9 protein-coding genes are annotated in these 14,412 nt (G+C 44.0%); 3 read left to right on the top strand and 6 right to left on the bottom strand.

The features are described from left to right. Window positions 1-20: 20 nt before the first annotated feature. Window positions 21-458 carry a c-type cytochrome gene (locus KW060_RS14000; RefSeq protein ID WP_249036013.1) on the bottom strand — a complete coding sequence of 146 codons (438 nt, stop codon included), beginning with the start codon at window positions 456-458 and terminating at the stop codon, window positions 21-23. 92 nt (window positions 459-550) lie between these two features. Continuing rightward, window positions 551-2,641 carry an outer membrane protein assembly factor BamB family protein gene (locus KW060_RS13995; protein WP_249036012.1) on the bottom strand — a complete coding sequence of 697 codons (2,091 nt, stop codon included), beginning with the start codon at window positions 2,639-2,641 and terminating at the stop codon, window positions 551-553. A gap of 350 nt (window positions 2,642-2,991) precedes the next feature. Between KW060_RS13995 and KW060_RS13990 the strand changes: the two genes are divergently transcribed. The 3 genes from KW060_RS13990 to KW060_RS13980 all read left to right on the top strand — a co-directional run bounded on the left by KW060_RS13990 (window position 2,992) and on the right by KW060_RS13980 (window position 9,877). Next, a complete protein-coding gene (locus tag KW060_RS13990) occupies window positions 2,992-5,088 on the top strand; it encodes a TonB-dependent receptor (RefSeq protein WP_249036011.1) in 2,097 nt (698 codons plus the stop codon). 128 nt (window positions 5,089-5,216) lie between these two features. Next, a complete protein-coding gene (locus KW060_RS13985; protein WP_249036010.1) occupies window positions 5,217-7,427 on the top strand; it encodes a penicillin acylase family protein in 2,211 nt (736 codons plus the stop codon). 95 nt (window positions 7,428-7,522) lie between these two features. Then, window positions 7,523-9,877: a penicillin acylase family protein gene (locus tag KW060_RS13980; RefSeq protein WP_249036008.1), complete on the top strand. Its 2,355-nt coding sequence runs from the start codon at window positions 7,523-7,525 to the stop codon at window positions 9,875-9,877. On the opposite strand, the gene KW060_RS13975 is transcribed toward KW060_RS13980, so the two are convergent. The 4 genes from KW060_RS13975 to KW060_RS13960 are packed head-to-tail and all read right to left on the bottom strand — an operon-like array spanning window position 9,855 to window position 14,304. After that, on the bottom strand, window positions 9,855-10,631 hold the full coding sequence (locus KW060_RS13975; RefSeq protein ID WP_249036007.1) for an ABC transporter ATP-binding protein: 777 nt from the start codon (window positions 10,629-10,631) through the stop codon (window positions 9,855-9,857). The genes KW060_RS13980 and KW060_RS13975 overlap by 23 nt on opposite strands. Then, window positions 10,628-11,629, bottom strand: a complete 1,002-nt coding sequence (locus tag KW060_RS13970) for a FecCD family ABC transporter permease (protein ID WP_249036006.1) — start codon at window positions 11,627-11,629, stop codon at window positions 10,628-10,630. The genes KW060_RS13975 and KW060_RS13970 overlap by 4 nt, the downstream gene beginning before the upstream one ends. Then, window positions 11,626-12,474 (bottom strand): ABC transporter substrate-binding protein, encoded by an 849-nt coding sequence (locus KW060_RS13965; RefSeq protein ID WP_249036005.1) that lies wholly within the window; start codon window positions 12,472-12,474, stop codon window positions 11,626-11,628. The genes KW060_RS13970 and KW060_RS13965 overlap by 4 nt, the downstream gene beginning before the upstream one ends. A gap of 9 nt (window positions 12,475-12,483) precedes the next feature. Further along, the gene (locus tag KW060_RS13960) at window positions 12,484-14,304 is read right to left on the bottom strand and encodes a TonB-dependent receptor plug domain-containing protein (RefSeq protein ID WP_249036004.1); all 1,821 of its coding nucleotides are present in this window, start codon (window positions 14,302-14,304) and stop codon (window positions 12,484-12,486) included. Between the last annotated feature and the right edge of the window lie 108 nt (window positions 14,305-14,412).

The raw sequence follows: 14,412 nt of genomic DNA, 5'->3' as shown, positions 1-14,412 counted from the left end.
ACGATGAAACTAAAGTGATTCTATTCTGGTTTTAAAGCATTCCATTGAATACGCTTAAGTCTTGAATTCTGATATGGAAGTGGCGCGCTGCCAGCAGGGAAACCATTTTGCTTCATGATGTAAGCAAGAATGTCCGCTTTCACTTTACGTGGTGTGCCGCGTGGATCATCCAGTGGCATTGTTTCACGAAGACGTTGGAAGAGTACGCTTACTGGCATACCGTCCCAGTTATAAATAAATGCACCTTGTTTTAGTGCTGGTGCTTCTTCACGGCCTTGCATTTGTGTGCCGTGACATTCGGAACAATGTTCCTGATATGATTGTTCACCGCGAACGGCTTGTGCATCTGTATAGGCGCCATCCCAAACGTTTGCCATTTGAGCGTTAGCGGAATTTTGCATGGAAAGCGCAAATAATGCTGCGCCTGCAACCATTGAAATTTTGTGTGTTAGTTTCATTTTTGTCCCGTTTAATATTGGTTAAATTTCATCTTTAAATGTACAGGGGGATCAATGATTGATCCCCCCAAATTTGAATGTATCGCTACCTATTAATCTTCAGGAAGCGCATATGCACGGAATTCACCCGGATATGCACCACCCGATACAGATACGATAATATACTGTCTACCGTCGATTTGGTATGACATCGGTGAACCGGATTGACCCGCTGGCATCCAAACTTCGCCAACATTTTCACCAGTCATTTTGTCATAGGCACGAAGCATCGCACCACGTTCACGGTCACCAGGGTTTGTTACTTGTTGATCACCAACGATTACAAGTGTTTTGGTCACAACCACACCAACGTTTGCACGTTGACCAGTGCGTGGAATATCCATGCCACGTAGTTTTGGATGGTTACGAACGTTGTCTGGTGTTTCACCGTGTGGAACTGTCCAGATCACTTCACCTTTGTTCATATCAATCGCTGAAAGAACACCGTATGGTGGCTTAAGGATTGAAAGACCTTCGATGGTTAGTGATGGAATTTCAACAGGTGGGCCATCATACACAGGATAGTTTACTTCATCCGGTGCGTCAGGGTTTTGACCTGTACCCGCCGCATTACGCATGCGGAATGGTTGACCTTTACGGCCAGCCATGTAGTTCACGTTTGAATAACCTTCTGGTGGCGGCGCCATTGAAAGGTTGTTCAGGATTGATGTCGCTGCTGGGGCATATACGATACCTGTTTCAGGATCGAATGATGCACCCGGCCAGTTTGTACCACCGGTTGTCGCACCAATGTTAATCGCACCAAGGATGCCGCCCACTTCACCAAGTAGTGGTGGGTTATACATACCGCCGTTGCTCCAGTCCCAGTTTTTGGACTTTTCAACTGCTGCTGCGCGCATTTCAGGTGTAAAATCGATGAAATCATCAGGTAGATTTAGCTTACCACGACCATAATGCAGGTGCTCTGGTGGCATTGGTTGTGTTGGTGAATACCATTCACCCGGCACATTACCTTGTGGTACCGGAACTTCCGGAATATCCCAAATCGGCTCACCTGTTACACGGTCGAACGCGTAAATATATGATTGCTTTGTCGGAAGCGCGATGATCTCGCGGTCCTGACCGTCAATTGTTACATCCATAATTAGCGGTGCTGATGACAGGTCATGGTCCCAAATCGGATGGTGGACCACTTGGAAATGCCACTTATATTCACCCGTGTTTAGGTCAACAGCAACAAGGCTTTCACCAAACAGGTTATCACCAGGACGGTGACCACCATAGAAGTCAGATGATGGACTTTCAACCGCTAGGAAAACAAGTTCGTTTTTCTCGTCCACAGTGATCTGTGTCCAAACACCTGTGTTACCATTGCGTTCCCAAGAATTATCAAGCCATGTGTCATTACCGAACTGGCCTGGACGTGGAATTGGGTCAAATTGCCATACTTTTTTACCAGTACGAACATCAAACGCACGAACAAGACCTTTGGTATTGTTGTAGTTATCGATGGTCATACCTTCTTTCATCGCAGAACCCACGATGATCAGATCGCCTGCAACAGTTGGTGTCGCATGTAGACCGATTTCACCAGTGACAAGGTCGATCTGTACTTCGTTGCCTTGTACGGCACCGATTTTAAGATCAAGAATACCGTTGCCATCTGTACCGAAGCTATCGATTGGAACACCTGTGTGGGCATTAAGTGCGATCAAACGGTAACCAGTTGTTACGTAAAAGATACGGTCATCACCATTGCCGTCTGACCAGTAAGAAAGACCACGACCAGATAGCTGACGAGGGGCCATACCACCACGAAGACCTTCGCGCATGCTATGAAGCCACATTAATTCGCCCGTTTGACCGTCAAGGGCGATTGCCGTACGGCGCGTACCCGCCGTTGCGTAAATAACGCCATCAACCATAATCGGTGTTACTTCAAGCTTATACTCGCCGCGTGTACCTAGGTTTTTGGTTGAAAAGTTCCAGACCATTTCAAGGTCTTCAAAGTTATCCGCGTTGATTTGATCAAGCGGTGTGTAGCGGGAACCCTTCATATCCCCCGTATAATGATGCCATTCACCATTTGCGGTACCCGGCTCATCCGCATTGGCGATAGCAGACGTTAGGCCAGTAGCCAACATCGTGAGCGCCATGACGGACTTTTTCAAGTTAAGCTTCATGCTTCTCTCCCTATTTTGGTTAATACGAAATATGTATTTTTTGGTTATGTTGATCGCATCCAATGAAATTGGTGGTTTATTATTTTTCCAACATAATTGGCATCCTTATAGGCAGAAACCGTAGGCTTGTACATAGAAAATTGGTCAGATCAGGCAAAAAATGTAATATTATAGCATATTGTTTAGTTTTAAGGGGTGAATTGGCCAATTGAAGGTTGTAAAATTTACTGAAATTCAGTAATTCCCATGTGTTTTTAAACTGATTCTATGAATTTCTATTCAGTTTCGTTTCAGCTTGTATGTTTATAAGCGCACTCAATAATGTAACTTTATAACCTAGAAAGAAAAAAATGAACGTCAAAAATATAGCTTTATTGGGGGTTAGTGTTTTTGCATTCTCACCAATCTTCTCTCAGGCTCAGGAAACTTCTGATGCACAGGTAAACGAAGATGTGGTGACAGTGACTGCAACACGCAGTACTAAAATCGCAAGCGATGTTGTGGGTAACCAAGCTTCCGTATCAGGGTCGGAAATTTCATTTATCGCGCCAACACATATTAACGAAGCACTTCAGGGTATCGCTGGTGCCAACATTTCCAGAAACAATGGACAAGAGTCTCTCATCTCGCTCCGTTCGCCGATCTTTACCGGTGCGGGTGCCTGTGGTGCGTTTCTGACGGCAATGGACGGCATTCCATTACGTGGCGCCGGTTTTTGTAACGTGAACGAGCTTTTTGATGCATTCCCAGAACAAGGTGGTCGCGTGGAAGTGGTGCGCGGGCCGGGTTCTGTACTTTACGGTTCAAACGCAATGCACGGCATTGTTAACGTAGTTTCCCGCCCAGTAGGCGATGCGGAATCAGAAGCAAGTTTTGAGGGTGGTTCATGGGGATATTTCCGTGGAACGGGTTCTGTTGCTTTTAAAGAAGGAAACCATGGCGTTCGCGTAAGCGGCATGGCAGCCCGTGATGGCGGTTATATCGAAGAAAGCGGATTTAACCAACAGAAGGGTCATTTCAGACACGAATTTGATAATGGTGAATTAAGCATTTCAACGAATTTCCAATTCACAAACCTTGATCAGGAAACAGCAGGATACCTTGAAGAGCCGGACGATTGGACAGAGCTTGGTATATATAAAGACCCGGTTGCAGCCAAAACAAACGGTAACCCGGAAGCATACCGTAAGGCGAAGTCATTCCGTTACTGGTCAACAATTTCCACAGAAATTGCTGATAACGTACGTTTCCAAATCTCACCATATGCTCGTACAATGGATATGGAATTCTTGATGCACTTCCTTCCAGGTCAGCCGCTTGAAGAAAACAAGCAAACAAGTTTTGGTTTCCAGAATGGTTTCTATATCAATGAAGGTGGCCAGTTCGAAGTGATCGCGGGTATTGATGCTGAAATTGGTAAAGGTGAGCTTGTGCAAACACAGGAAAATCCACCAACACAAGGTTTCTTAGTCACAAGACTACCTGTGGGTAAAAACTATGATTACGAAGTTGATACCAAAATGATTGCCGGTTTTGTGCGCGGTGATTTTGATGTGACGGACCAATTGACACTTGTCGGTGGTATTCGCGCCGAACATATGGCCTATGATTATGATAACCGTATGGTTAGTGGTCAGGTCGATGAAAATGGCGATGCATGTGCGCATTCTGATGGTTGTCGTTATACGCGTCCTGAAGACCGCGAAGACAAATTTGATAATGTGTCATTTGAAGCAGGCATGCTTTTTAAGATCGATGAAACAAACCGTTTCTTCGCCCGCTATAGCCGCGGTTTCCGTGCACCACAATCAACTGAACTATACCGTTTGCAACGTGGGCAATTGGTTGCAGATATCGATAGCGTAAAACTGGATAGTATTGAAGTGGGTATTCGCGGTAATGCAGATACTTATTCTTATGAAGTTGCCGGTTTTTACATGAAGAAAGACAATGTGATCTTCCAGGATAACCGCATTAACGTTGATAATGGTGCATCCAAACACATCGGTGTGGAAGGTATGTTTGAATACCGTTTCCCACAAGATGTAAGCGTTCGTTTCAACGGAAGTTATGCGGAACATACATATGATTTCGATTATATGACTGGTGATATCAACTGGAACGGCCTTGATATTGATACAGCCCCACGTAATTTCGGTAGCATCCAGCTTAACTGGGCGCCTGCGGATAAGGTTAAGGCTGGCCTAGAATGGATTTATATGGGTGAGTATTATATGGAACCGACTAATACCATTAAATACGAAGGTCATAATTACCTTAATTTCCGAATTGAGGCAGAAGCAATGGAAGGTGTGGATATCTTCATGCGCGTCATGAACCTGACGAATGTTAGATATGCTGAGCGTGCTGACGTATCATTTGGTACACCGCGTTACTTCGTTGGCAGACCACGTGCATTCTTTGGTGGTGCTCGCGTACGCTTCTAATATTGCGTAAAATAATTAAAACAAGGCTCGTATCAATTGATACGGGCCTTTTTTATGGTCTAACCCTTTACAGGGTTGGTGACTCGCACTATTGTCATTTCATAATTGCAATAAGGGGCAAATAATCTATGAAAAAATTACTATTATTATCAACAATTCTTGCTGTGTCTGCCTGTTCTGGTGGCGATGTAAATCAACAGGAACAATCAACAAATGCAGCACCGGAAGCAGCCGCAGTTTCCGATGAAGTTGCACGCTGGGAAGCACAAGCACAAAATATCACGATCAAACGTGACAACTGGGGTGTGCCGCATATTTACGGTAAAACGGATGCGGATGCAGTATTCGGTGTGATGTATGCACAAGCGGAAGATGATTTTAACCGCGTTGAAGTGAATTACATGAACGCAATGGGACTTCTTGCGCAAGCAGAAGGTGAAAGCGAAATTTACCGTGATCTTCGTATGCGCCTTTTCATTCAGCGTGATGAAATGAAACGTTTATATGCAGAGGCACCAGAATGGTTAAAAGAGCTTATGAACGCCTATGCGGATGGACTTAATTATTTCCTTTATAAAAACCCGCAAGTTCAGCCAAAAGTGATCAAACGTTTTGAACCATGGATGGCGCTTTCATTCTCGGAAGGTAGTATCGGTGGTGATATCGAGCGTGTTTCAATTGCGGATCTTGAAAAATTTTATGGCGGTACAGATACATTGGCATCAGTCGAAGTAGATTTTGACCGTGTTGATTGGGAGCCACGTGGTTCAAACGGTATGGCAATTGCACCGGAAAAAACAAAAAACGGTAAAGCACTTCTTTATATTAACCCGCATACAACCCATTACTTCCGTGAAGAAGCCCACATGGTTTCTGAAGAGGGGCTAAACGCATATGGTGCGCTTACATGGGGTCAGTTCTTTATTTACCAAGGTTTTAACGAATATAACGGTTGGATGCATACATCAACACGTTCAGATGTGATTGATGAGGCACTTGAAACCATCATCGAAAAGGATGGCAAATTATTCTATAAATATGGTGATGAAGAACGTGAAGTAAAAGTATCAACAGAAACCATTGAATATAAAACAGATAGTGGTATGGCATCGCGTGATTTCACCGTTTACCATACACACCGTGGACCAATTATCCGTGAACAAGACGGTAAATGGGTCAGTATTCAGCTAATGAACATTCCGCTAACGGCACTGAACCAATCATATGTACGTACCAAAACAAAAACATATGAAGAGTTCTATGAAATGATGAGACTTAAATCTAACTCATCAAATAACACTGTTTATGCGGATAAAGACGGCAATATTGCTTACTTCCACGGTAACTTCCATCCGATCCGTGACACACAGTTTGATTACAACCATCCGGTTGATGGCAGTAACCCTGCAACAGATTGGCAAGGTTTACATCCGGTTGAAGATGCGATTAATCTGCTGAACCCGGGTTCAGGTTGGCTTTATAATACCAACAACTGGCCATTTACAGCAGCGGGTCCGGGCCACAGCCCGAAACAAGAAGATTACCCGCCTTATATGTCGGTGAACTTTGAAAACCCACGTGGTGAACATGCGCTTAAGCTTTACCCAAATATCAATGATTTTGATGTGGATAAATTGATCGAGGTTGGTTACGACGGGCTTCTTCCTGCGTTTGAACGTTTTGTTCCTGTGCTGAAGGCCGCATATGATGCGAACCCAGATGAAAGCCTTAAAGAAGCAGTTGATATGCTTGTGGCATGGGATAAAAAAGCAAGTGCGGAATCCATTGAAACATCGCTGGCCCATCATTGGGGTAACGAGCTTTGGAAACTGTTGCCGCGTGGACGTGGTCTTCATCCATATTACGAATATGAATATATTGAAAAAGAGTTCACAGCAGAACAACAGCTTTCATCACTTAAAGCAGCGATGGACCGTATGACAGAAGATTTCGGTTCATGGAAAATGCCATGGGGCGAGATCAACCGTTTCCAACGTAATGATGGTAGCATTCGTCAAACATTTGATGATAGCAAGCCAAGCTATCCAATGGAGCTTGCATCAGGTCGTTGGGGTGCGCTTGCATCAATCGGTACACGTCAATATCCAACAACCAAAAAATGGTACGGCACAAGCGGTAACAGCTTTGTCGCATCCGTTGAGTTTGGTGATAAGGTTACCGCGAAAGCGATTATGGCGGGTGGCTTAAACAGTGATCCAAATTCACCGCATTTCTTCGATCAAGGCGAAATGTATGGTAATGGCACATTCCGTGATGTTCATTTCTACAGCGAAGATGTGGACGCGAATGCGGAACGCACCTATCACCCAGGTGAATAATTTACCAAAATATTAAATTTGATAGGCCAGACAGGAAATTGTCTGGCCTATTTTTTTGTGCTTGATTACTATGACTAAAAAACAAGGGTCAAGACATGTTTAAATGGTTGCTACGAATTGGGATTTTTTCATCAACGCTGACATTTGCAGCGCTTGCGGTTATCTATTACGGGTTTCAAGCGAGCCTTCCGAATTTAGAGGGTGAGTTGGAAACAACAGGGGTATCGGCCCCTGTTTCTGTTGAACGTGATAAAAACGGTAATGCAACCATCACCGCAGAAAATAGAACGGATCTTGCCTTTGTGACGGGTTATATCCATGCGCAGGAACGTTTCTTTCAAATGGATCTGTCGCGCAGAATGGCATCCGGTGAATTGTCGGCACTATTCGGTGATCTTGCAGTAGAAACGGATAAGGAAAACAGATTTCACCGTTTCCGCCACCGTGCCCGTGTTGCCATGGATCATATATCCGCGGAAGAGCTTGATATTTTAAATCAATATGTTGCGGGTGTTAATGCGGGGCTTTCGTCACTTGGATCAAAGCCATTTGAATATTGGCTTTTGAATGCTGACCCGGAACCATGGACACGCGAAGATACGTTTCTTGCCATTTATTCGATGTTTTTTACATTGCAAAGTGCTGATGGCGGCTTTGAATGGCAAAATCATTTATTGAAACAATCGTTATCACCGGAAATGGTGGCGTTTTTGCTGCCGGATAGAACAGAATGGGATGCCCCACTTCAAGAAGATGCTGCGCCATTTCAAATGACAGAAATACCGGATGCGCCAAATTATAATATCGCCTTTAACCAGTTTGAACGTGATGATAAACCGATGCTCGGTAGCAATAACTGGGCGGTAACAGGGAACCTGACGGAAACTGGTGCAGCGATGCTTTCAAATGATATGCATTTGACCATTAGGGCACCGTCGATTTGGTATAAATTAAGGCTTAAATCAAATGACGGATCGCTTGATATAACGGGTGTTTCCCTCGCAGGTGCGCCAGCCATTGTTGTGGGAAGTAATGGTGATGTTGCGTGGGGTTTTACCAATACCAATATCGATACATCTGATCTTATCGAGCTAACCATCAATCCGGAAAATGAAAACCAGTATTTGACGAAAGATGGCTATAAAGATTTTGACCGAATAACCGAATCCATCAGCGTTAAAGGGGGTACGGATGATACGTTAGAAGTCGTTGAAACCATTTGGGGTCCGGTTATTGATAAAGGGACGCATGGTAAATATGCCTATCGTTGGGTTGCGCACATGCCGGACGGGGTCAATATGTCATTAATGCAAATGGAACAGGTAAAATCCGTAGAACAAGCCATGAGTATCGCCGGCGAAATGGGCATTCCTGCACAAAATGCCATGATTGTTGACCGTGATGGTAATGCAGGATGGACCATATTTGGACGCATTGCTAATAGACCGAATGGTGATTACCGTGAAATTTTTAATTGGTCAGATGGATCGCGGGTTTGGAATGATTGGTATGGATCAGCAGAATACCCAAGGGTTCTAAACCCTGAAAATGACAGGTTATGGACGGCCAATTCCCGCGTTGTATCTGGCGATGATTTAATACAGGTGGGCACAAATAGGTATGATCTTGGTGCCAGACAGCAACAAATTCGTGATCGTCTAAATCAATTAAACTCACCAGTTGTCGAGGATGATTTATATGGCATTATGCTTGATAACGAAGCGGTGTTTTTATCGCGTTGGCAAGAACAATTAACAGGTGTTCTTGAAAAATCGGGTGATGCGGCATTTGATGCGTATTTGACAGGAGTTAATAATTGGGGTGGTTTCGCCGATAAAAATTCGGTTGGATTTAGGTTGGTGAAAGATTACCGCGATCAGGTTTATGAAAATCTATTTTCACGAATAACCGCAGCTTGTGTTCAGTTTGATGAGGCATGTGAATATGACCGTGCCACCAAACAGTGGGAAGCACCGCTTTGGAAACTGGTGAGCGAAATGCCAGCGGGATGGTTGCCACCGGAATATCAAAGCTGGCAATTTTTCTTTGAAAAGGCGGCCTTTGATGCATGGGAAGATGTGATTAAGGGGGGAACACCGCTTAATGAATATACATGGGGTGTGCGTAATACGACCTCTATCAAGCATCCGTTAAGTGCGGCGGTGCCATTGCTTGGTAATATGATTGATATGCCCGCATATGCGCAAAATGGTGATACGGAAAACATGCCGCACATCGCCGGAAAAACACAGGGTCAATCGGAACGAATTGTGGTCAGTCCGGGTTATGAAGAAAATGGTTATATGGACTTACCATCCGGGCAATCGGGTCACCCGCTTTCGCCATATTATGGTGCGGGCCATCAGGATTGGTTAGAAGGAAATAAAACGCCGTTCTTGCCCGGCGAGGCGGAATGGACGCTTAAATTTAATCCATTGCCCCGGCATTAAAGAGATAAGTTTGACCATTTTTTTCGGCTCTACTGATGTTGATGTGGTAAGCATCTTTAATATTTTCATCAGTCAGTACGTCATCTGGTGATCCGCTTGCCATGATGTTTCCTTGATTTAACAGGATCAAGTCATCACAAAACTGGTTCGCGAAATTTAAATCATGAAGCACCACAAGAACACCTTTCCCATCATGGGCAAGGGTTGATAAAATCTGCATGATTTTGATCTGGTGATAGGGGTCGAGCGCCTCAATCGGTTCATCGGCAAAAAGAAAATCACTGTCCGTCACAATGGCACGCGCAAGCATAACACGCGCGCGTTCGCCACCCGAAAGGCTGGTCGCAAGCCGTGTTGATAAATGGGCGACGTCGGTTTTTTTCATAGCGTCCAGTGTTAACTTTTGATCATTTTCACTTGTTGACTGCCATGGGTTTAAATGGGGTATGCGGCCTAATGAAACCAAATTCCCGACCATCAATGGCCAGTGGACGGGCGCGCCTTGCGGTGCATATGATATATGTTTGGCGCGTTCCTTTTCATGAAGTTCTGAAAAATCCTGATCATCAATGCGCACGTTGCCATCTGCTTCATCGATAAGGCCAAGTATGGATTTTAATAGCATGCTTTTTCCGGCGCCGTTGGGGCCAATTAAGCCAACAATTTTTCCGGTCTTTAGCGATAGTGATACATCATTTAAAATCTTTGTTCCATCAAGGGTGAGGGACATATTTTGAACGTTTAACTGGCTCATCTCATTGTCCTTCTGGTTTTAAAAATAATATACAGGAACATTGGCGCGCCGATGATGGCGGTCACGACACCTAATCTTAGTTGCCCTGCGCCAAATGGAACACGTGTCAATAAATCGGCAAGCATCAAAAGAACGGCTCCCATAAGTGCAGACGGTATTAAAAGCTTACCCGGTTCATATCCGGAAATACGGCGGATGATGTGCGGTACCACAAGGCCGATAAAACCAATGGCGCCACATGCTGCGACAACAGCCCCGACAGACAGCGCGCTGCCAATGATAATGCGTAACTGCATGTTTTTGGTATTAATGCCCATGGTTTTTGCTGTTTCTTCACCAAGGCTTAGGGCATCAAGTCCATGTGAAATACCGACATGCATCAACCATCCAACAAGAATAAACGGCAGCGATATGGAAATATCGTAAATGGTCCTGTTTTCAAGGGACCCAAGCATCCACATCACCATTTCCTGTAATGTCATTGGATTGGGTGCAAAATTCATTGCAACGGATATGGCGGCAGTTGCCAGTGAACTAATCGCAACCCCGGACAGGATCAGTGTTAACACGCTGCTGTCTTTGGATGCGATCAACATCAATATAAATATGGCAATTAAAGCGCCAGCAATTGCCATAATTTGAATGGCAGCGGGAAAAAGGGCCGTGAGCCCGAAATAAATGGCAATCACTGCGCCAAGTCCAGCCATTGATGAAACCCCGATGATGCCGGGGTCCGCAAGTGGGTTTCTAAGCATACCCTGAAGGGCCGCACCACTTAATCCCAATGTTGCACCTGCAAGGATGCCCATAAACACCCGTGGGAACCTTAATTCATAAATAATGATGTTTGATGTATCGCTACCACCGCCAATTAATGTTGTGAATGTTTCAGCGATGCTAAGGTCGACAGAACCGATAAAAAGCGATGCGAATGAAATGCTGATTAGTAATAAAGTTAATAATAAATTCAATTGTTTATGGGAAATGAATGGTGTCATTTTATTTCCTCATGTTTTAATAAATCATCTGCCTGATTACGAATATAATCTGCGGCCTCAATAGAAAATAAGCCACCACAGGCAGAAAGTTGCCCGGGGACCGGAATGGTTGGAATATGGTCCATCAGTTCAACAATTTTCGGGTGGCGTGTCAGGCTCCAATGGGAAACATGAACATTTTTATTATCAAAGAAACTGGTAATGATCAGATCAGGAGGATTTAAAATGACCCGTTCAAGTGATAATGGCTGCCAACTGGTAATTCCATGTGTTTCGGCATAGGATTTATATCCGGCCATCTTAATAACATCATCCACATAGGTGCTAGTGCCTGCTGTATACCCGCTTGGGGTTAAATACAGTATTGTTTTGTTTTTAGATGGCAGTGATTGCAGTTTAGCAAGGATCGTCTGACGTTCTTTGATCAGTGTTTGACCACGTTCTTCTTGATTAAGAAATTTCGCGAAATTTTCGATATTTTCATATACGACCTCTGGTCTGTGGCCGTAACTTGTTCTGATTGTTTCGATGCCGTAATTAATGAGTGCTGGTAACACATTATAGGCCCCTTCGGTGGCCATGATGTGCGTGTTTTTTAAGGTAAGGATTTGTTCCAGTGTGCCATCAAAATTGGGCAGTGTTTTTGCACGGTCTCTGTAATATGAATGTGGTTCCAAAGATTGTTTCGATATCGAAACAATCTGATCATTACTTGCCAGCGCAAGTAAATATTGATCGGCGCAGAAATCAATAGAAACGGCGCGGGGGCGATCCGCATGGGACACCCCCGACATTAAAATCATGAAAGCCGTCATTAAAAAATATTTTAAAATGCCTGCTTTCATTGAATTTCCCTAAAATTTTGCTCTTACACCACCATAATATGAACGGTCCGGCGTACCGTAGCCATAAACTTGCTGGTATTCTTTATCGAACAGGTTATCAATTCTTGCGTAGATTTCAAAATTTTCATTTATTGTATATGACGTTCTGAAATCGGCACGTGTCCATGCATCAACAGTTGGGGAATATGGATCGGTTGATTCATCATTATGTGTCACACTGAATGAAAAGAATAATTCTTCAATTGGCCTAACGCGCAATTCAGCAAAAATAGTATTTTTTGGCACACGTGGTAACGGATCACCCGTTTCAACATCCGTTGCGTCCGTATATGTATAATTCGCAGCGAAAGAGAACATTTCGTTTATTTCAGCATCAATGAATACTTCAATACCTTTTGATCTTGCTTCTGCGATATTGTCATATCCAGCGGTATAACTGAAATCGATCAGGTTTGTTGTCTTTTGATCGAAATAAGTAATCCCGGCAACAATATCTTCACCAAGAATTTCCTGCTCGATACCCACTTCCCAAGATGTGCTTTCTTCCGGTAATAGATTTGGATTAGGTTCCGTTAAACCACAGCAGAAGAAAGAAAGCTGATAAATACTTGGTGCTTTAAAGCCTTCTGCCCAGTTTGAATAAATCTTGGTGCCACTATCTTCCATGTAATAGGCTGCAGTGACACGCGGGCTAAAGGTATCACCATATTGGCTGTGGTTATCATAACGGCCACCTGCTGTTACGGTAAGGTTTTCAATACCTTGGAAGCTGACTTCTGAAACGATACTATCGATGTTGAATTTACGGTCGCTAGCACTACTGGCTTCAGTTTCTTCGTGTTGAAGGCCAAATGAAAGGCCGACCATATCGTTCACTTTATAATGACCGAAATAATCGATATTGATACGTTTACCATTGCCAACTTCTGTTTTTGTGCCGTCCGTTGCTTCACCTTCACGCTTTGTTTGGGATAACTCAAACGATAGTGTGTTTGTGAAGCGCCCGTCTAAAAGTTCAAGTCTGTTACGGTTTGCAATCAAATAATCGGTTGTATGATCAATTTGGTCGCCATCAATTGGGCCAAAGGCATCATATTCACTTCTTGATTTATTATATCGGCCGATAAATTCGGTTTTGAAATTTTCGGTTAGATTTCCAGTGAACTTACCATGCAGAGCTGTGTTTTTATAACCGTCACGTTCGGTGTTGCCATCGTTTTCGTCAGCTTTTGAAATACCGTCAGTGTCAATTGTTCTGGCGGAAAGACTATAGCCGAATTGTTCTGTGCCGCCGTAAATATTGCCGCCGCCGGAAAATGTATTAAAGCTGCCGCCTTCTACGAATGCACTGCCGCCGAAACCTTCTTGGCCGCTTTTTGTGATGACGTTAACCACACCGCCCATGGCGTCTGAACCATATAAAATGGACTGTGAACCGCGAAGAACCTCGATCTGCTCAATAGCGTTTACGTCAAAATTCGCGTAGTTGCCGGTACCGTCTGTTGTCGATGGGTCATTGACCTGTACACCATCGATTAGGAATGTGACCTGCTTCGCGCCACGGATACGCAGTGATGAAACGCCACCGAATGTACCGTTCTGATTATAATTAACACCTGGTGATCTAATCAGTGCATCATGCAGGAAATTGACTTGTGAAAGTTCGATGTCTTCTGCGGTGACAACAGAAATACTGCTACCGATATTGGAAAGGGGTTGTTCTGTTCTTGTGGCACTAACCACGATGACTTCTGTTTCTTCCTGCGCGGTCGCAGGTTGAATGAATAAAGGGGTAATTAAGCAAGTGCTTAATAATAATGTTTTTTTCATAATGATATCCTCATTTATGTTCTTACTAAGTCATGCATGAGGAATGATTTTGATGTACCTCTCGTATGACTGATGAGATATCACCCATACGGAATGTCCGCTCCTGTC

Source organism: Pseudemcibacter aquimaris (assembly GCF_028869115.1).
Classification (GTDB): Bacteria; Pseudomonadota; Alphaproteobacteria; order Sphingomonadales; family Emcibacteraceae; genus Pseudemcibacter; species Pseudemcibacter aquimaris.
This window is presented reverse-complemented; position numbering and strand designations above follow the sequence as displayed.